Origin of the sequence: Streptomyces sp. KL116D (assembly GCF_030766975.1) — a bacterium.
Classification (GTDB): Bacteria; Actinomycetota; Actinomycetes; order Streptomycetales; family Streptomycetaceae; genus Streptomyces; species Streptomyces longispororuber_A.
Genome location: NZ_JASERH010000157.1, coordinates 25,139 through 42,295, shown reverse-complemented (window position 1 = coordinate 42,295; position 17,157 = coordinate 25,139). Strand labels below are relative to the sequence as shown.

19 protein-coding genes and 13 pseudogenes are annotated in these 17,157 nt (G+C 73.9%); 27 read left to right on the top strand and 5 right to left on the bottom strand.

Annotated elements, in window-relative coordinates; translation table 11 throughout:
* The first annotated feature begins 904 nt into the window (after positions 1 to 904).
* From RBJ77_RS62040 to RBJ77_RS62000, 9 genes and pseudogenes are all read left to right on the top strand, one after another.
* A complete protein-coding gene (locus tag RBJ77_RS62040) occupies positions 905 to 1,270 on the top strand; it encodes a phosphopantetheine-binding protein (protein ID WP_372352905.1) in 366 nt (121 codons plus the stop codon).
* Positions 1,271 to 1,452: 182 nt separating this feature from the next.
* Positions 1,453 to 1,650 (top strand): annotated as a pseudogene (locus RBJ77_RS62035) (hypothetical protein); the annotation flags it as partial.
* A 160-nt stretch (positions 1,651 to 1,810) separates the two neighbouring features.
* A pseudogene (locus RBJ77_RS62030) lies at positions 1,811 to 2,080 on the top strand (condensation domain-containing protein); the annotation flags it as partial.
* Between the two features lie 100 nt (positions 2,081 to 2,180).
* Positions 2,181 to 2,576: pseudogene (locus RBJ77_RS62025) on the top strand (condensation domain-containing protein); the annotation flags it as partial.
* 226 nt (positions 2,577 to 2,802) lie between these two features.
* A pseudogene (locus tag RBJ77_RS62020) lies at positions 2,803 to 2,982 on the top strand (hypothetical protein); the annotation flags it as partial.
* Positions 2,983 to 3,105: 123 nt separating this feature from the next.
* Positions 3,106 to 3,795, top strand: coding sequence for an AMP-binding protein (locus RBJ77_RS62015; RefSeq protein WP_372352926.1), 690 nt, complete (start codon positions 3,106 to 3,108; stop codon positions 3,793 to 3,795).
* A gap of 169 nt (positions 3,796 to 3,964) precedes the next feature.
* Entirely contained in the window at positions 3,965 to 4,513 is a 549-nt protein-coding gene (locus tag RBJ77_RS62010; RefSeq protein WP_372352904.1) for a phosphopantetheine-binding protein, read from the top strand.
* On the top strand, positions 4,501 to 5,352 hold the full coding sequence (locus tag RBJ77_RS62005) for a thioesterase domain-containing protein (RefSeq protein WP_372352903.1): 852 nt from the start codon (positions 4,501 to 4,503) through the stop codon (positions 5,350 to 5,352). Before RBJ77_RS62010 ends, RBJ77_RS62005 begins: the two co-directional genes overlap by 13 nt.
* Before the next feature lie 120 nt (positions 5,353 to 5,472).
* Positions 5,473 to 5,946, top strand: a complete 474-nt coding sequence (locus tag RBJ77_RS62000) for a thioesterase II family protein (RefSeq protein ID WP_372352902.1) — start codon at positions 5,473 to 5,475, stop codon at positions 5,944 to 5,946.
* A gap of 64 nt (positions 5,947 to 6,010) precedes the next feature.
* Here the strand turns inward: RBJ77_RS62000 and RBJ77_RS61995 are convergent.
* From RBJ77_RS61995 to RBJ77_RS61975, 5 genes and pseudogenes are all read right to left on the bottom strand, one after another.
* A pseudogene (locus RBJ77_RS61995) lies at positions 6,011 to 6,420 on the bottom strand (polyketide hydroxylase).
* Between the two features lie 17 nt (positions 6,421 to 6,437).
* Positions 6,438 to 6,719: a hypothetical protein gene (locus RBJ77_RS61990; protein ID WP_372352901.1), complete on the bottom strand. Its 282-nt coding sequence runs from the start codon at positions 6,717 to 6,719 to the stop codon at positions 6,438 to 6,440.
* Positions 6,650 to 6,820, bottom strand: a pseudogene (locus RBJ77_RS61985) (FAD-dependent oxidoreductase); the annotation flags it as partial. The pseudogene RBJ77_RS61985 and the gene RBJ77_RS61990, both read right to left, overlap by 70 nt.
* A gap of 189 nt (positions 6,821 to 7,009) precedes the next feature.
* Complete coding sequence (locus RBJ77_RS61980) at positions 7,010 to 7,216, bottom strand: FAD-dependent monooxygenase (RefSeq protein WP_372352900.1); 207 nt, start codon at positions 7,214 to 7,216, stop codon at positions 7,010 to 7,012.
* A 36-nt stretch (positions 7,217 to 7,252) separates the two neighbouring features.
* Positions 7,253 to 7,519: an FAD-dependent monooxygenase gene (locus tag RBJ77_RS61975; protein ID WP_372352899.1), complete on the bottom strand. Its 267-nt coding sequence runs from the start codon at positions 7,517 to 7,519 to the stop codon at positions 7,253 to 7,255.
* A gap of 252 nt (positions 7,520 to 7,771) precedes the next feature.
* On the opposite strand from RBJ77_RS61975, the gene RBJ77_RS61970 reads away from it, so the two are divergent.
* The 18 genes and pseudogenes from RBJ77_RS61970 to RBJ77_RS61885 all read left to right on the top strand — a co-directional run bounded on the left by RBJ77_RS61970 (position 7,772) and on the right by RBJ77_RS61885 (position 17,079).
* Positions 7,772 to 8,035, top strand: coding sequence for a phosphopantetheine-binding protein (locus RBJ77_RS61970; protein WP_372352898.1), 264 nt, complete (start codon positions 7,772 to 7,774; stop codon positions 8,033 to 8,035).
* Positions 8,032 to 8,316 (top strand): hypothetical protein, encoded by a 285-nt coding sequence (locus tag RBJ77_RS61965; protein ID WP_372352897.1) that lies wholly within the window; start codon positions 8,032 to 8,034, stop codon positions 8,314 to 8,316. The genes RBJ77_RS61970 and RBJ77_RS61965 overlap by 4 nt, the downstream gene beginning before the upstream one ends.
* A gap of 68 nt (positions 8,317 to 8,384) precedes the next feature.
* Entirely contained in the window at positions 8,385 to 8,660 is a 276-nt protein-coding gene (locus RBJ77_RS61960; protein ID WP_372352896.1) for a hypothetical protein, read from the top strand.
* A 275-nt stretch (positions 8,661 to 8,935) separates the two neighbouring features.
* Entirely contained in the window at positions 8,936 to 9,142 is a 207-nt protein-coding gene (locus tag RBJ77_RS61955) for a hypothetical protein (protein ID WP_372352895.1), read from the top strand.
* Positions 9,143 to 9,310: 168 nt separating this feature from the next.
* Positions 9,311 to 9,688 carry a thioesterase domain-containing protein gene (locus tag RBJ77_RS61950; protein WP_372352894.1) on the top strand — a complete coding sequence of 126 codons (378 nt, stop codon included), beginning with the start codon at positions 9,311 to 9,313 and terminating at the stop codon, positions 9,686 to 9,688.
* 36 nt (positions 9,689 to 9,724) lie between these two features.
* Positions 9,725 to 10,222 (top strand): annotated as a pseudogene (locus RBJ77_RS61945) (beta-ketoacyl synthase N-terminal-like domain-containing protein); the annotation flags it as partial.
* A gap of 148 nt (positions 10,223 to 10,370) precedes the next feature.
* Positions 10,371 to 11,171, top strand: a pseudogene (locus tag RBJ77_RS61940) (polyketide synthase); the annotation flags it as partial.
* 20 nt (positions 11,172 to 11,191) lie between these two features.
* Positions 11,192 to 11,356: pseudogene (locus RBJ77_RS61935) on the top strand (hypothetical protein); the annotation flags it as partial.
* A gap of 561 nt (positions 11,357 to 11,917) precedes the next feature.
* Positions 11,918 to 12,127, top strand: a complete 210-nt coding sequence (locus RBJ77_RS61930) for an acyltransferase domain-containing protein (RefSeq protein ID WP_372352925.1) — start codon at positions 11,918 to 11,920, stop codon at positions 12,125 to 12,127.
* Between the two features lie 93 nt (positions 12,128 to 12,220).
* Positions 12,221 to 12,682, top strand: a pseudogene (locus RBJ77_RS61925) (acyltransferase domain-containing protein); the annotation flags it as partial.
* A gap of 317 nt (positions 12,683 to 12,999) precedes the next feature.
* Positions 13,000 to 13,131 (top strand): annotated as a pseudogene (locus RBJ77_RS61920) (acyl carrier protein); the annotation flags it as partial.
* A 609-nt stretch (positions 13,132 to 13,740) separates the two neighbouring features.
* Positions 13,741 to 14,085: a beta-ketoacyl synthase N-terminal-like domain-containing protein gene (locus RBJ77_RS61915; RefSeq protein WP_372352893.1), complete on the top strand. Its 345-nt coding sequence runs from the start codon at positions 13,741 to 13,743 to the stop codon at positions 14,083 to 14,085.
* A pseudogene (locus RBJ77_RS61910) lies at positions 14,085 to 14,564 on the top strand (polyketide synthase); the annotation flags it as partial. The gene RBJ77_RS61915 and the pseudogene RBJ77_RS61910, both read left to right, overlap by 1 nt.
* Before the next feature lie 665 nt (positions 14,565 to 15,229).
* A complete protein-coding gene (locus RBJ77_RS61905; protein ID WP_372352892.1) occupies positions 15,230 to 15,616 on the top strand; it encodes an acyltransferase domain-containing protein in 387 nt (128 codons plus the stop codon).
* Positions 15,526 to 15,738: pseudogene (locus RBJ77_RS61900) on the top strand (hypothetical protein); the annotation flags it as partial. The gene RBJ77_RS61905 and the pseudogene RBJ77_RS61900, both read left to right, overlap by 91 nt.
* A gap of 70 nt (positions 15,739 to 15,808) precedes the next feature.
* Complete coding sequence (locus RBJ77_RS61895; RefSeq protein ID WP_372352891.1) at positions 15,809 to 15,988, top strand: hypothetical protein; 180 nt, start codon at positions 15,809 to 15,811, stop codon at positions 15,986 to 15,988.
* A 21-nt stretch (positions 15,989 to 16,009) separates the two neighbouring features.
* Positions 16,010 to 16,501, top strand: coding sequence for a hypothetical protein (locus RBJ77_RS61890; protein ID WP_372352890.1), 492 nt, complete (start codon positions 16,010 to 16,012; stop codon positions 16,499 to 16,501).
* On the top strand, positions 16,462 to 17,079 hold the full coding sequence (locus RBJ77_RS61885) for a hypothetical protein (protein WP_372352932.1): 618 nt from the start codon (positions 16,462 to 16,464) through the stop codon (positions 17,077 to 17,079). Before RBJ77_RS61890 ends, RBJ77_RS61885 begins: the two co-directional genes overlap by 40 nt.
* Positions 17,080 to 17,157 lie beyond the last annotated feature (78 nt).

The window sequence follows — 17,157 nt, the reverse complement described above, 5'->3', positions numbered from 1 at the left end:
AACGTGGTCAACGGCGTGCTGCGGCTCGCCTCCCGCGTCGGCCTGGCCCCCCGGCAAGCGGCTCCTCGCGGGCACCTCGGTCAACTTCGACGTCTCGGTGTTCGAGATCTTCACGACCCTCGCCACCGGCGGCGTCGTCGAAGTGGTCCGGGACGTCCTGGTCCTCGGCGAACGGGACGGCTGGCACGGCAGCGTCATCTCCACCGTGCCGTCCGCCTTCGCCGAACTCGTCGACGACGATCGCCGGCCGCACCGACGTCGAGACCGTCGTCTTCGCCGACGAGGGCCCCTGCCCTCGCCTCGCTCGTCGCGAAGACCCGCAACGCCTTCCCCGGCGTCCGGATCGTCAACGCGTACGGGCAGAGCGAGTCGTTCTACGCCACCACCTGCACCCTCACCGGCGACACGGACCGGGACACGGACGGCGCCGCGGGCAGCGTGCCCGTCGGCACCCGCTCGGCAACATGCGCACCTACGTCCTCGGCTCGGGCCTCGCCCCGGTGCCGCAGGGCGTCCGTCGGCGAGCTGTACGTCGGCGGGAACGTGGGCCGCGGCTACCACGGCCGCGCCGCACTCACCGCGGAACGCTTCGTCGCCGACCCGTTCGGCCCGCCCGGCGCCCGCATGTACCGCACCGGGGGACCTGGCCCGCCTCGACGGCGCGGGCCCGCTCACCTCGCATACGCGGGCCGCTCGGACGCGCAGGTCAAGGTGCGCGGCTTCCGCGTCGAGCCCGGCGAGGTCGAGCCGCGCTCACCGCGCACCCCGGCGTCGCACGGGCCGCCGTCCTCGCCCGACCGGCCCGGCAGCGGCGCGGCACCCGGCTCGTCGCGTACGTCGTGCCCACCGGCACCCTGGACACGAAGGGCTGCACGACTTCGTCGCGCGGCGCCTGCCGGACTTCATGGTGCCGTCCGCCGTCACGGTCCTCGACCGGCTGCCGCTCGCCCCGAACGGCAAACTGGACCGGGCCGCGCTGCCCGAACCGGAGTACGCCGGCACCGCCTACCGGGCGCCCCGCACCCCCGCGAGGAAGTCGCTGGCCGCCCTGTGCGCCGAAGTGCTCGGCCTCGACCGCGTCGGCATCGACGACGGCTTCTTCGACCTCGGCGGGCACTCCCTGCTCGCCACCCGGCTCATCAGCCGCGCCCGCGCCGAACTCGGCATCGAGATACCCATCCGCAAGATCTTCGACCTGCCGACAGTGGCCGCGCTCGCCGCGTGGTCGGAGGAATCGGCCGCTCCCGCCGCCCCAGCCTGCGCCAGATGATCGTCAGGGAGTGAAGCGATGATTCCGCTGTCCTTTGCCCAACGCCGCATGTGGCTCCTGCACCAGCTGGAGCGCGGGGGCGGCGACCTACAACATCTCGGCTGCGTTCCGGCTGACCGGAGCCCTCGACCGGGACGCCCTCGTCGCCGCGCTCCACGACGTCGTCGCCCGGCACGAGATCCCTGCGCACCGTCTACGCGACCGACGACGCCGGCGAGCCGCACCCGCGGACCCTGCCCGCGGCCGAGGCCGCGCCCGAGGTGCGGGTCGTCGACGTGGCGCCCGCCGACGTGCCCGCCGTGCTCGACGAGGCCGTCACCCACCGCTTCGACCTGGCCGCCGAACTCCCCTTCCGGGCCAGCCTGTTGCGCTGCTCCGAGGAGGAGCACGTGCTCGTCCTCGTCGTCCACCACATCGCCTCCGACGGCGGTTCCAGCGCCCCGATGATGGGCGACCCTAGTTCGCCGCCTACACCGCCCGCAGGGGACGGCCGCGCACCGGCGTGGGAACCGCTGCCCATCCAGTACAGAGGACTACGCGGTGTGGCGGCGCGAGGTGCTCGGCGACGTGGCCGACCCGGGCAGCCTCGCCGCCGCGCAGGTCGAGTACTGGCGCAAGGAACTGTCCGGGGTGCCGCAGCCGCTGAACCTGCCGCTGGACCGGCCCCGGCCCGCCGAGGCGAGCTCGGACGGCGACACGGTTGGCATCGAGGTGGCCCCCGGCGTGGTGGCCGCCCTGCAGAAGCTGGCCACCGAACGCGGCACCAGCATGTCGATGCTCATGCAGGCCGCGCTCGCCGTGCTGCTGAGCAAGATCGGCGGCGGCGACGACGTGACGATCGGCTCGCCGATCGCCGGCCGACACCGACGAAGCGCTCACCGACCTGATCGGATGCTTCGTCAACACTCAGGTGCTCCGCGCCGACCTGGCCGGGAACCCGTCGTTCACCTCCTGCTCGCCCAGGTCAGGGGACAAGTCGCTCGCCGCCTACGAGCACCAGGACGTGCCGTTCGACGTCATCGTCGAGGCGATCAACCCCGAGCGCTCCGCGGCCTACCAGCCGCTGTTCCAGGTGATCTTCGCCTGGCAGAGCTACACGAAGCCGGATCTCGCGCTGCCCGGCCTCGACGTCGCGTTCGAGCAGGCCGTCCCGTCCACCGCCATGGTCGACCTGACCTTCTTCATGGCCGTCGACGACTCGGGGACGCTGCGCGGCGACCTCCAGTACGCGACGAAGCTCTTCGACCGCGCGTCGGCGCAGACGATCGTCGCCCGGCTCGTCCGCGTCCTCGAACAGCTGGCCGCCGATCCCGGTCTGCGCGTCGGCGACGTCGACGTGCTGATCGAGGGCGAGCGGGACCGCCTGGTGCCCGGGGCCGACGACACCGCCGCCGGCATCCCCGACGCCACCTGGTCGAGCTGTTCGAGCGGCAGGCGGCGCGGCGGGCCGACGCGGTCGCCCTGGTCCACGACGGCGCAGGACACACCACGGCGAACTCAACGCCCGCGCCAACCGGCTCGCCCGGCACCTCGTCACCCGCGGCGTGGGCCCCGAGTCCCTCGTCGGGATCTGCCTGGAGCGCTCCGCCGACCTCGTCGTCGCCCTCCTCGCGGTCCTCAAGGCGGGCGAGCCTACCTGCCCATCGACCCGGCTCCCCCGGCAGACCGCATCGCCTACCTGGTCGAGGACGCCCGGCCCGTCCTGCTGGTGACCACGAGCACCACCGGCGCCGCGCACGACCTGGCCCAGGACCCTCCGCAGGTCCTCCTCGACCGCACCGAGCCTCACCGGACAGCCCGACGCCGACCTCACCGACGCCGAGCGCCGCTCGCCGCTGCGCCCCGACCACCCGGCGTACGTCATCTACACCTCGGGTTCCACCGGCCGCCCCAAGGGCGTGCTGATCCCCGCACCGCAACGTGGTCGGACTCTTCCACGCCACAGGACTTCGCCTTCGGCGCGGACTGACGTGTGGACCCTCTTCCACTCTACGCCTTCGACTTCTCGGTGTGGGAACTGTGGGGACCCGCTGCTGCACGGCGGCCGCCTCGTCGTCGTCCCCCACGACGTCTCCCGGTCACCGGCCGACTTCCGCCGGCTCCTCGCCCGCGAGCGGGTCACCGTCCTCAACCAGACCCCGTCCGCCTTCTACCAGCTCGTCCAGGCCGACGCCCAGACCGACGCCCAGGACCCCGGCGACGAACTGGCCCTGCGCTACGTCGTGTTCGGCGGCGAGGCCCTCGACCTCAACCGCCTCACCGACTGGTACGAACGCCACGCCCCCGACGCGCCGGTGCTGGTCAACATGTACGGCATCACCGAGACCACCGTGCACGTGACCCGCGTCGACCTGGACGAGCGCTCCGCCGCCCGGCACCCGGCCGGCACGATCGGCGGGCCGTCCCCGGACTGCGCGCCTACGTCCTGGACACCCACCTCAAACCGACGCCGCCCGGCGTCACCAGCAACTGTACGTGGCGGGCTATGGCCTGGCCCGCGGCTAGCCACGCCCGGCCGGGGCTGACCGCAGGACGGTTCGTCGCCTGCCCCTTCGGCGCGCCCGGCGAGCGGATGTACCGCAGCGGCGACCTGGTCCGCCGGGGCGCGGACGGCGGCCTGGAGTACGCGGGCCGGGCCGACTCCCAGGTGAAGATCGCGGCTTCCGGATCGAACTGGGCGAGATCGAGCAGGCCATGGCGGGACACCCCGGTGTGGCACAGGCCGTGGTCGTGGTGCGCGAGAACCAGGAGGGCGACAAGCGGCTCGTGGGATACGCGGTGCGCGAACCGACGCCGCGGCGGTCGACCCCGACAGGCTCACCGCCTACCTGCGGGAACAACTCCCGGACTACGATGGTGCCCTCCGCCGTCCAGGTACTGGCGGACGTCCCGCTCACCTCGAACGGCAAGCTCGACCGCCGCGCCCTGCCCGAGCAGGACACCCTCCGCACCCCGGTGGGCGCGCGGCCGCGCAACGCCTACGAGGAGCAACTCTGCGCCCTGTTCGCCGAGTTGCTCGGCGTGGTTTCCCACGTCGGCATCGACGACGGCTTCTTCGCCCTGGGCGGGCACTCGCTGCTCGCCACCCGGCTCAGCGTCCACATCCACCAAACAGTTCGACATCGACATCCCCATCAGGACGTCATCCGCTACTCCCACGGTGGCCGAGCTCGCCGCGCTGATGCTGGCCGGCGGCGTCCCCCGACGACGACGCCGACTCCTTCGCGGTCGTGCTGCCCCTGAACAGCGACCCCGGCACCGGCAAACCGCCCATGTGGTTCTTCCACGGCGGCGGCGGCCTCGGCCTGGGCGTACTGCAGCTTCGTCCTGCACCTGCGGGACCGCGCCGCCTACGCCCTGCAGTCCGCGGCTCCGACGGCGTGGAGGCCCTGGCCGCCTCCGTGCCGGAGATGATCGACGACTACGTCACCGAGATGCTGCGGATCCAGCCGGAGGCCCCCTTCCACCTGGTCGGCTGGTCCTACGGCGGCACCGTCGTGCAGGCCGTCGCGGAGGCGCTCGACCGGCGCGGCCACGAGATCGCCCTCGTCGCCGTCCTGGACGCCCAGCCGGGCGGCCACGGCTTCGCCGACGATCCACGCCGGCAAGGACGCGACGGACTACCGGGCGGAACTGGAGGACGACTTCAGCCAGTACATCCGCACCGGCAACCGGCGGGGGCTTCCTCGACACCATGTCGAAGGTCCTCGCCAACAACACGTCCCCTGATGAGCGACTTCGAATCGCCGGTCTACCGGGGCGACGTGCTGTATTTCAACGCGGCGCTGGAGGAGCCGTCGTACGCGCACCTGTGGCGGCCGGCGCGTCGGCGGCTCCCTGGAGGTGCACGGGTGCAGGCCACGCACCACGAGATGCACATGCCCGCGCCCGTGGCCGAATTCTTCGAGGTCGTCCACCGCAAGCTGGCGGCCCAGGACGAGGGAGTGGGTCGAAGTGACACAGGCCGGTACGTCGGCGGACCACGGGGGACCAGAGCACGCTGCTGTGCGTGCCGTTCGCCAGAGCGGGACCGTCGTTCTTCCACCCGTGGCAGGCGCTGGCCGCCGACCGGTGGCGCGTGACCTCGGTCGAACTGCCCGGCAGGGAACGGCGGATCCTGGGAGACGCCCTACCGCAACGTCGTCGAGGCGGCCAAGGGGCTCCGTCGACGACGTCGTCGCCGACATCGGCGAAGGGAACCGGTGCGTGCTCTTCGGCCACAGCCTGGGCGCGGTCTCGCGTACGAACTGGTGCACCTGCTCGGCACCCGCGGCGTCCACGTCGACCGGCTGGTCGTCAGCGGGTCGCCGGGGCCGTGGACGCAGCGCGAGCGGCGCGCGGCCGGGCTTCCCGACGACGAGTTCCTCGCCAGGGTAGAGGAGTTCGCGGGATTCCGGCACGAAGCGCTCGACCACCCGGAGATGCGGGAACTGATCCTGCCCGTCCTCCAGGCCGACTGCGAGATGCACGAGAGCTACCTGCCGAGCACCGACACACCGGTGTCGGTGCCGATCCACTCGCTGCGGGGCGGCTCCGACGGCCTGGTCACCGCGGACGAGGCCCGCCAGTGGCAGGCCGCGACCACGGCGGAGTTCAGCTACACGGAGTTCCCCGGCGACCACATGTACCTCGTCGACAGCGGCCCGGATGTCCTGGACGCGATCGCGGCCACCTGACCCCGGCCCGCCCGCACGAAACGGCGGCCGTCGGAACCCGGAAGGGTTCCGACGGCCGCCACGGTCATGGCGGGGTCAGCCGCTCACCTCCGGGCCGGCGGACCGAACCAGGTGGTGAGGGCGGTGCGCAGGGCGGCGCGGCCGGGCGGGCCGTCGGGGCCGCCGCCCACGCGACGTGACCGTCGGGACGGACGAGCAGCGCCGCCGGAGCGAGCACCTCGCCGATGACGGGCACCGACCAGTGGTCGGCCTCGCTGCGCGCCTCGACGACGTCCACGCGGTCGGCCCAGCCCGCGGCGACCGCCGCCGACGCACCCCGCCGCGCAGATCGAGCAGCACCGGACGCCCGGCGCGCAGCAGTTCGTGGACCCGGGTGGCGCCGTCGGCCGTCTCGAGGTCCGCGTCCGGCACCCGGCGGCCCGCCAGCGGATGGTCGCAGTCCGCCGGGTACCGGACGTCCAGCGCGGTGAGCATCGCGCGCAGGTGACGGTTCACGTCGTCGAACACCAGCAGCTCGCCGAACACCTCGCGCAGCGCGTCCGTCTGCGGTCCTGGCCGGGCCAGCGCCGACTGCGCCCGGGTGTTGTGCAGCACCCGCTCCGCGACCGGGTGGCGCTCGGCGTGATAGCTGTCCAGCAGGCTCTCCCGGCGCCCGGCCGCGCACCACGGAGGCGAGCTTCCAGCCCAGGTTGACCGCGTCCTGCACGCCCATGTTCAGCCCCCTGCCCACCGGCCGGGAAGTGGATGTGCGCCGCGTCGCCCGCCAGCAGCACTTTCGGCCCTGCCGGTAGCGGTCGGCCTGTCGCGCCGCGTCGTTGAACCGGGAGACCCAGCGCGGCTTCCGCATGCCGAAGTCCGTGCCCGCGAGCCGCACCAGCGACTCCCTGAGCTGCTCGAACGTCGCCGGTTCGGCGGACCCGGCGACCCGGTCGTAGTCGGAGGTGATCACCCGGAACCAGCCCGGCTCGAACGCGATTGCCGAGTAGTCGCCGCCGGGACCGCGCCGCACCCAGACGTACTCCCTCGGTCAGATCCGGGGGTTCCACGTCGCCGATCAGCGCGGTCATCGTCGCCGGCGTGCCGGGAAGCCGATGCCCGCCAGCTTGCGCACCGAGCTGCGCCCGCCGTCGCAGCCCACGAGATAGCGGGCGCGCAGCGCCGCGGTCCCACCCCGTCCGTACCCAGTTCGACGGTCACGCCCTCCGCGTCCTGGCGGATCCCGGTGACCGGAGCGGATCTGCGCACCCGCACGCCGAGCTCGGCGGCCCACTCCTCCAGCAGCCGCTCGATGACCGACTGCGGATCATCAGCGGGTACGCGTGCCGGGACTCGGACTCGTCGAAGTCAGGTAGAGACCGGAGAAGTGGCCCACCGGCTGCAGCTCGCCGGCCGCCAGGAAGCGGTCAGGACGCCGCGCTGGTCCAGCACTTCGAGCGTGCGCGCGTGCATTCCCGCCGGCCCGCGACTCGCCCGTCCGTTCCGCGAGCCGCTCGACCACCGTCACGTCGACGCCCGCCAGCCGCAGTTCGCAGGCGAGCATCAGGCCGGTCGGCCCGGCGCCCGCGATCACCACGTCCCGCGTCGGTATCGCTGTGTCCCCACGTCGTGCCCCCTCAATCCGCTGGGCCTCGCCCGCCGTTGCACATTCGCCCTCACGGTCACGGAGCGCGGATCAGCCGGTCAACCCATCGGCCGGCGCGCGGGCGCGCCCCGCCGACCCGGTGGGAGCGGGCCCCGATCCACGCGACGATCGACTCGCCCGATCAAGGAACGTGTCTCGCCGGCGGGACAGCGCACAGAGCCCGGAGGAAGGAAAGGACCCGCAATGGACCAACAAGCCCGCGCCTTCGAGCGCGCCGGTGTCGCTGGGGCAGGAGATCGCCGAGCTGTGGGGGAACACCTCGACGGCCGGACCGTCGGCGTGGACGACGACTTCTTCGCGCTCGGCGGCAATTCACTGACCGGCATCAAGATCATCGACCGGGTGGCGCAGGACTACGACGTCCGGCTGTCCGTCCGCGACTTCTACCTCGCCCAGACCCCGGCCCGGGTCGCCGAGCTGATCGAGCGGGCGAGGGCCGCGGCGTGAGGCTGACGCCGGGCCCCCGGCGCGCCATCGACCTCGACGCCGTCGACCTGTTCGACCTCGACCTCTACACGGCCGGCGACCCGCACCCGATCTGGGACGAGATGCGCGAGCGGGCGCCCCTGCACCACCAAGTCCTCCCGGACGGCCGGGAGTTCTGGTCCGTGACCCGCTACGAGGACGTCTGCCGGGTGCTCGGCGACCACCGGGAGTTCACCTCGGAGCGCGGCACGGTCTGCACCCATCTCGGGCAGGACGACGTCGCGAGCCCGGCACCCTGCTGACGTCCACCGACCCGCCGCGGCACACCGAGGTCCGCAGGGCCATCGGCGCCCGGCTCACCGCCCGGGCCGTGGCGCCCTGGGAGGACCGGATCCGGCAGTCCGTCGTCCGCTTCCTCGAACCGGCCCTGGACGGCGCCCCCTTCGACCTGGCCGAGCAGGCACTGCTCCTCCCGGCGATCGTCACGGGCCCGCTCCTCGGCATCCCGGAACGCGACTGGGCCGAACTCGTCCAGCTGACCGCGATGGTGACTGCCCCTCCGACCCGCACTTCCAGCTGGGCGGCGAAGCGCGACGCTCGCCATATCTCCACCACGAACTCGTCACCTACGTCACCGACCGGGTGAAGCGGCGGCGGGCCTCCGGCGACACGGACTGGCAGCCTCCTCGACCACCTCATGAGCGTCCACGCCGGGGACGCGCCGCTGACCGACGAGGAGATCGCCCTCGACGGCTACAGCATCCTGCTGGGCGCCAACGTGACGACGCCGCACACCGTCTCCGGCACCGTGCAGGCACTCATCGAGCGGCGAGCAGTTCGACAAGGCACAGGCCGACCCCACGCTGATCCCCCAACCTCGTCGAGGAAGGACTGCGCTGGACCTCCGCCGCCTGCAACTTCATGCGGTACGCCGTCGACGACGTACAGATCGGCGGGGGCACGATCCCGGCCCGCGGCGCCGTCGTCGCCTGGATCGGGTCCGCCAACCGGGACGCGAGTCGCTTCCCCGACCCGCACGTTCGACCTCACCCGCGACAACGCCAAGCGCCAGGTCGCGTTCGGCTTCGGGCCGCACTTCTGCATCGGCGCGCCCCCTGGCCCGGCTGACGCTGCGGATCTTCTTCGAGGAACTGCTCCAGCGATGCGGATCGATCGAGCTCGCCGGCGAACCGCAGCACCTGCGCTCGCACTTCATCGCCGGCCTGACCCACCTGCCCATCGTCACCCAGGAACGGCGGACGCCATGACCCCCGGCCCCACCACCACCGCGTCGCCGTGGTTCGTCCGGCCGCCGGCCCCCGACGCCACCGGCCGAATCTTCTGCTTCCCCTTCTCCGGCGGCGGCGCGTCGGCGTTCAGCGCCTGGCCGGCCGAGATCGGCGGCGCCGAGATCTGCCCGGTGCAGTTCCCCCGGCCGCGAGAACCGGCTCGGCCACCCCCCACTACGGCACCTACGAGCAGCTCGCCGACGACCTCGTCGAAGCCCTGGCGCCGCACCTCGACCGGCCGTTCGCGTTCTTCGCGCACTGCGCGGGCGCCCTGCCCGCCTACGAGACCGTGCTCCGCCTCGCCGGACTCGGCCTGCCACACCGCGGCGCCTGTTCGTGTCCGGCCAGCCGGCCCCGCACGACGCCGCCCGCGACCGCATGCTGAGCATGACCGAACCCCCAGCTCCGCACCGAACTGGAGATGTTCCTGCGCGGCCGGGGCATCGCACCGCGCCCGGACATGATCGACATGGGCCTGTCCGTCCTGCTCCGCGACCACGCCGCCGCCGGCGCCTACCGGCGCGTGGAGCGGGTCGCCGTGCCGTGCCCCGTCGTCGTCCTGCACTGGCGCGACGACCCCGACGTCACACCCCGACCAGCTCGCGGGATGGCGCCCGTACGCGGAGACGGTCGAGGTCCGCCACGTCGACGGCGGCCACTACGACTTCATGGACGCGCCGGACGGCCTGCGCGCGGTGCTGACGTCCTGGCAGTGAGCGATGCAGTCCGTACGCGCCGAGCCGGCCGTACGCCGAGAGGACCGGAAGGGGTTCGCATGAGTGGCGCAGCCACCGGTGTTACCGTCGTCGGGATGTCGTGCCGCTTCCCCGGCGTGCCCGACCTGGGCGCGTTCTGGCGGCTGCTCCTCGACGGGAGGTCGACCGTCGGCACGTTCCCCGGACAGCGGGCCACCGACGCGACCCACCCCGCCCACCCGTCCCCCATGGGCCCAGCCGTCCCCATCCGGACGCCGCCACCGTGCGCACGGGATCGTTCTTCGACTCCATCGACGGCTTCGACGCCGAGTTCTTCGATACGGGCGCGGCGGAGGCCGCCGCCATGGACCCGTGCAGCGGCTCGGCCTCGAACTCGCCTGGGAGGCCGTCGAGGACGCCCGCGTCCCGGCCACCGCGCTCGCCGGCCGCGCCGTCGACGTCCTGGTCGGCGCCGCGCCCTCCGGGTACGAACTGCTGCGCAAGCTGTCCGGCAGCGACCGCGACGACCACTACGCCGCCCTCGGCTCCAGCGGCGCGCTGATCGCGAACCGCATCTCCCACCTGTTCGACGCCCGCGGCATGAGCCTGGCCACGGACTCCGGCCAGTCCTCCTCGCTCGTCTCCCTCGCCCTGGCCTGCGACCGGATCAGGGGCGGCGCCGCCGACCTGGCGATCGCGGGCGGCGTCCACCTGATCGCCGACCCGGAGGCGGGCCTCGGCCTGGCGAACCTGGGCGCCCTCTCGCCCGACGGCCGCTGCTTCACCTTCGACGAACGGGCCAGCGGCTTCGTCCGCGGCGAGGGCGGGGCGTTCGTCGTCCTGAAGCGGCTCGACCTCGCCGTCGCCGACGGCGACCACATCTACGCGGTGGTGCGCGGCTGGGGCGTCGGCAGCGGCGGGGCGTCCAGCCGGATGCCGGACCCCAGCCCCACCGGCCAGGCGGCGGCCGTGCTCGCCGCGCTCGACCGCGCGGAGCTCGGCTTCGACGACGTCGACTACGTGGAGGCCCACGGCACCGGCACCCGGGTCGGCGATCCGGCCGAACTGTCCGGCCTGCGCGAGGTGTTCCGGCGGACCGGCCGCGACCGCCCCCTCACGATCGGCTCGGTGAAGACGAACGTCGGGCACCTGGAGCCCGCCGCGGGCATCGTCGGCTTCGTGAAGACGGCGCTCTGCGTGGACCGGGCGCACCTGGTCCCGCACCTGAACTTCCGCTCCCGAACCCCGCCGTCCCCGACTTCCACCGCGACTTCGAGGTCCTCGACGCCGCACGGCCCTGGCCCGGCAGCCCCGACCGGCCGCGCCGGGCCGGGGTGTCCGCGTTCGGCCTCGGCGGCACCAACGCGCACCTGATCCTCGAACAGGCACCGGGAGACAGCAGCGAACCATCTGAACTCGCTTCTATAGACGGAGAGTTGGCGGTCACGCATGCCGCCGAAGTGCTGCCCTGGGTGCTGTCCGCGCGGTCCGAGCCGGCCCCTGCGCGAGCAGGCCGCACGGCTGCGGGACCTCATGGCAGGCGACACGGCACCGTCGGCCGCCGACGCCGCCCCACTCCCTCGTGTCGACGCGGACCCCCGTTCGCCCACCGGGCGGTCCTGCTGAGCGGCGACCGCGACGAGACGCTGGCCGGTCTCGGACAGCTGGCGACCGGCGGCACGGCGGCACGGGCGGTGCGCGGCACGGCCGGGGAGCGGCGGCGGGCCCGGTCGTCTTCGTGTTCCCCGGCCAGGGCTCCCAATGGCAGGGCATGGGGCGGCAGTTGTACGCCGAGTCGGAGGTCTTCGCCCGGTCGATCGACGCCTGCGACCGCGCCCTGCGGCCCTGGCAGGACTGGTCCCCTGACCGAGCTGCTGACCGGCCCGGAACCGGCACCGGCGGCGGAGCACGGGGACACCGTGATCCAGCCCGCGCTGTTCGCGATGATGGTGTCCCTGGCCCGGCTGTGGCGCTCCCTCGGCGTGGTCCCCGACGCGGTGGTCGGACACTCGCAGGGCGAGATCGCCGCGGCCCTGCGCGTCGGGCGCCCTCTCCCTCGACGACGCGGCACGGGTCGTCGCCCTGCGCAGCCAGGCCCTGACCGACCTGGCCGGCCACGGCGGGACTGACCGCGGTCGCCGCGCCCCTGGGCCAGGTCGAGGAACTCATCGCCCCCTGGCCAGGACGGCTGTCCGTGGCCGCGGTCAACGGACCCCGCCTCGGTGGTGATCGCCGGAGACCCCGGCGCCCCTGGACGAGTTCGCCGCCCGGGCCGCCGACGACGCGGCGTCCGCGCCCGCCGCGTCAGGGTCGAGTACGCCTCCCACTCCCACCACGTCGAGCGCATCCGCGACCGGGTGCTCGGGCCGCCGACGGCATCACGCCGATACCGACGGAGGTGGAGTTCCACTCCACGGTCACCGCCGGGCCCCTCGACACCCGCGCCCTCGACGCCTCGTACTGGTACGACAACCTGCGCTCCACGGTGCGGTTCGGCGAGGTCGTCAGAGCGGCTCATGCGGACCCGCGGCGGCGTGTACGTGGAGGTCAGCCCGCACCCCGTGCTCCAGGTGGCGATGGCGGAGACCGCCGACGCGCTGACCGACCCGCCCAAGGTCGTGGGCACCCTGAGCAAGCACGACGGCAGCGCGGCCGAGGTCCTGGAGTCGCTGGCCGAACTGCACGTGCGCGGCGTACCCGTGGACTGGGAGGCGGCGCTCGCCGCCCACCGGCCGCACCGGACCGCCCTGCCGACCTACCCGTTCCAGCGGCAGCGGCACTGGCTCACCGCCGCCGACGACACCGGGCACCACGACCGGCACCGGACCCACCGCCGGACCCGCCACCGGACCCACCACCGGGCTCGACGCACGCACCGCCGCTGCGGACCTGGGATCGGAGGCGGAGGTCCTCGCGCTCGTGCGCTGAGACCGCGGCCGTCCTCGGCACGGGCGACACGGACCCGGCGGGCGCCGGTCTCGCGGCGCGGTCGACCGAGCCCTTCAAGACCCTGGGCTTCGACTCGCCGATGGCGGTGGCCCTGCGCAACCGGGTCACGGCGGCGACCGGCGTACGGCTCCCGGCCACCGTCGCGTTCACCCACCCCACCCCGCAACGGCTCGCCCGCCACCTCTTCACCCCTCCTCGGAACCGGCGGCGCCCGAACCGGCCGTTCCCGCACCGCCGACACCCGAGCCGCCGGCACCGCGCGAGGAAGCACCGTCGGCCGGCGCACCGCGGAGATCCACAGCGACGACGACCTGTACGCGCTGATCGACCGCGGATACGTGTAGCCGCACCCGACGTCCGGCCGCCGACCCGTGCGGCCACCCGTCCCGTCACACCCAGTCTGCTGAGCAACCGTTGGGGAGGCCCTGGTGGAGGATGTCGACAAGCTCCGGTCCTACTTGCGACGCGCCGTCGGCGACGCGCGCAGCAACTGCGCGAGCGCGTACGCGAGTTGGAGGAATCGGCGCGCGAACCCATCGCGGTCGTGGGCGTGGGGTGCCGCTTCCTGGCGGAGTGACCTCCCCGAGGGGACTGTGGGGCGTCGTGTCCGACGAGGTCGACGCGATGAGCGACTTCCCCGTCGACCGCGGCTGGGACCTGGCGGCACTGCGCGACCCCGACCCGAGGCGCCCGGCACGACGCACCACGTCGCGCACGGGCGGGTTCCACTGCCCGAACTCGCCCGGTTCGACGCGCCGTTCTTCGGGCATCAGCGCCGCGCGAGGCGCTGGCGATGGACCCGCAGCAGCGCCAGCTCCTGGAGACGACGTGGAGGCGCTGGAACGGGCGGGCATCGACCCGGCCGCGACTGCGGGGGCACGGCGACCGGGGTTTTTCACCGGCCTCTACGCCATCGACTACGGCCCGCGGATGGGCGGCGCGCCGCCGGCGACGTCGCGGCTTCGCGCTCACCGGCGCGTACGACAGCGTGGCCGCGGGCCGCGTCGCGTACGACTGGGTCTCGAAGGCCCGGCGATCTCCACCGACACGGCGTGCTCGTCGTCCCTGGTCGCGATCCACCAGGCCGTACAGTCCCTGCGGTCAGGGCAGACGACGCATGGCGCTGGCCGGAGCGTGATGGTCGATGTCCACCCCCGGCACTGCATGGTCGAACTCGCCCGCCAGCGGGGTCTGTCGGAGGACGGCCGCTGCAAGGCGTTCGCGGACGGCGGCGGACGGCACCGGGCCTCTCCGAGGGCGTCGGCGTCATGCGTCCTGGAGCGGCTGTCGGACGCGCGGCGCAACGGCCGCCGGATCTCGGGCGGTGCATCCGCGGCTCAGCGCAGTCAACCAGGACGGCGCCTCCAACGGCCTGACCGCACCCAGCGAGCCCGGCCCAGCAGCGCGTCATCCGCAAGGCCCTCGCCGAACGCCGGGCCTGTCGGTCCCGCCGACGTCGACGTGGTCGAGGCGCACGGCACCGGCACGCGGCTCGGCGACCCCGATCGAGGCGCAGGCGCTGCATGGCGACGTACGGCCAGGACCGCGACCCCCAACAGCCCTTTGTGGCTCGGCTCGTTGAAGTCGAACATCGGTCACACGCAGGCCGCCGCGGGCGTCGGCGGCGTCATCAAGATGGTGCAGGCGCTGCGGCACGGCGTGCTGCCGAAGACGCTCTGCACGTGGACCGCCCCCGACGGACGTGGACTGGTCGACCGGGCGCGGTGCGAGCTGCTGACCGAGGCGAGGGAGTGGCCGGGCGCGCCGGATCACCCGCGCCGCGCCGGCATCTCCGCCGTTCGGCGATCAGCGGCACGAACGCCCACCTCATCCTGGAACAGGCCCCCCCAGCAGCAGAACGCCGGACGGTCCTCCGAGCGAGCAGCCGCCGGGGAGACGGCGCAACATCGGTGCGCCGTCGGTGCCGTGGGTGCTGTCCGCACGGTCGGCGGAGGCCCTGCGCGACCAGCGCCCTGCGCCTGCGCGACACAGTCGCCACCGGCACCGCCACCGGCCTGCCCCCCGCGGACGTCCGGCCACGCACTCGTGACGAGCGCGCTCGCTGTTCGAGCACCGCCAGGTGGTGATCGGCGCCGACTGGGACGAACTCCCGCCGCACTGACCGCCGTCGCCACCGGCGACGAGAACGCCCCTGCGGGAGCGGTGTCCGGAGTCGCACGGGCCGTCGGCGGGACCGTGTTCGTGTTCCCCGGCCAGGGCTCCCAGTGGGTCGACATGGGGCCGGGAGTTGTGGACCACCTCCCCGGTAGTTCGCGGCCCGGATGCGGGAGTGCGCCGACGCGCTGGCACCGTACATCGACTGGTCCCTCGCCGACGTGCTCCGGCGACGCCGAGGCGCTGGAACGCGTCGACGTCGTCCAGCCCGTCCTGTGGGCCGTGATGGTGTCCTCGCCGAACTGTGGCGCTCCTACGGAGTGCGGCCGGACGCCGTGGTCGGCCACTCGCAGGGCGAGATCGCCGCCGCGTGCGTCGCCGGCGCCCTGATCGATCGACGACGCCGCGAAGGTGGTCGCTGCTCCGGTCGAAGGCGATCCTGGCGCTGTCCGGACGCGGCGGCATGGTGTCGGTCGCCCTGCCCGTCGAGGACGTCCGCGCACGCCTCACCGACGGACTGTCGGTCGCGGCCGTCAACGGACCCACGTCGGTGAGCGGGTCTCGGCGACGTCGCCGAACTGGACGCCCTGCTCGCCGCCTGCGCAGCAGGGACGACGTACGGGCCCGCCGGGTACCGGTCGACTACGCCTCGCACTCGGCCCACGTGGAAGCCGTCCACGACGAACTGCGCCGCGTCCTGACGGGACTCGCACCGCGCCCGGCCGACGTGCCCGTTCTTCTCGACGGTGACCGCCGACTGGCTGGACACGACGGGCCTCGACGCCGCGTACTGGTACACCAACCTGCGCCGCACCGTCCGCTTCGAGGAGGCCACCCGCGCCCTGGCCGACCAGGGCTTCGGTACTTCGTCGAGGCGTCCCCGCACCCCCGTCCTGACGCCCGGCCTGGAACAGACCCTGGACTAGCGCGGGCACCCCGCCGCCGTCGTGGGCACGCTGCGCCGCGGCGAGGGCGGACTCGCCCGGTTCCACCGGTCGGCGGCCGAGGCGTTCGTCGCGGGCGCCGCGGTGACGTGGGAGAGCGGCCTTCCCCGGCGTCGACGGCCGCTGGACCGACCTGCCCGCGTACGCCTTCCAGGGGGCAGCGCCACTGGCTGGACGCCCCACGAGAGCACCGCCGCGCACCCTGCCGCACGTGGCGGTACGGGCACGGCAGACCACCCGCTGCTCGACGCCGTCATCGACCTGACCGACGACGCGGAGCACGGCGCGCTGGCCGCGACCGGCCGCCTGTCGGTCGAGCGCCACCCGTGGCTCGCCGCGCACGCAGTCCACGGCGCCGTCCTGGTCCCGGCCGCCGTGCCGCTGGAACTGGCCTGTGGGCGGCCCACCGCGCCGGCTGCGACGTCGTCGACGAACTCACCCTGGAGACGCCGCTGGTGCTGTCCCGGACGGGCGAGCGCGAGATCCGCGTGTTGATCGACGCCAAGCGCGAGATCAGCGTGCACTCGCGCGGCGCGGGCGAGACCGGAGTGGACGCGGAACGCAGTCGGCGTCGCCAGGACCGACCGGCGGACACCCCCGCGCACGAAGACCCCGCGCACCAGGACCCCCGCGCACCAGGACTCTCGCCGCGTGGCCGCCCGCAGGCGCGGTCGCCGTGCCCGCCGACGACGAGCCCGCCGGGCCGCCGCCGCACGGACCGCAGGAGCGTGGCGCCAGACACCCTGTTCGCGGACGTACGGCTGCCCGCGCCCGACCCCGACGCGGCGGACCCGGGGCGCCGGGTTCTGATCCACCCGGCGCTCCTGCACGCCGCCCTGCGACCAGCGGACCCCGGCCGACCGGCGCCGGCACCCGGCCGCGGACCTGGCTGCCGTTCCGGTGCACGGGCATCCGCGTACGACCCACCGACGGGACGACCGCGCTGCGCGTCCGGCTCGCACCCACGGCGAGGACACCGTGTCCGTGACCTCGCCGACGAGCACGGCACCCCGGTCGGCGGCGTCGCGTCGTTGGACCTGCGGCCCTGGACGAGGAACAGCTCGCCGAGCTGAGCACCGCCCTCGACGACCAGGAGTCGCTGTTCCGGGTGGACTGGGTCCCCCTCGCGCCGTCCCGGCGGGCCCCGGCCC

Excerpts from the sequence above, each read along its gene's own strand:
- RBJ77_RS62040 (WP_372352905.1), top strand. The coding sequence starts at position 905 with ATGGTGCCGTCCGCCGTCACGGTCCTCGACCGGCTGCCGCTCGCCCCG.
- RBJ77_RS62010 (WP_372352904.1), top strand. The coding sequence starts at position 3,965 with ATGGCGGGACACCCCGGTGTGGCACAGGCCGTGGTCGTGGTGCGCGAG.
- RBJ77_RS61970 (WP_372352898.1), top strand. The coding sequence starts at position 7,772 with ATGGACCAACAAGCCCGCGCCTTCGAGCGCGCCGGTGTCGCTGGGGCA.
- RBJ77_RS61955 (WP_372352895.1), top strand. The coding sequence starts at position 8,936 with ATGCGGTACGCCGTCGACGACGTACAGATCGGCGGGGGCACGATCCCG.
- RBJ77_RS61915 (WP_372352893.1), top strand. The coding sequence starts at position 13,741 with ATGGACCCGCAGCAGCGCCAGCTCCTGGAGACGACGTGGAGGCGCTGG.
- RBJ77_RS61905 (WP_372352892.1), top strand. The coding sequence starts at position 15,230 with ATGCGGGAGTGCGCCGACGCGCTGGCACCGTACATCGACTGGTCCCTC.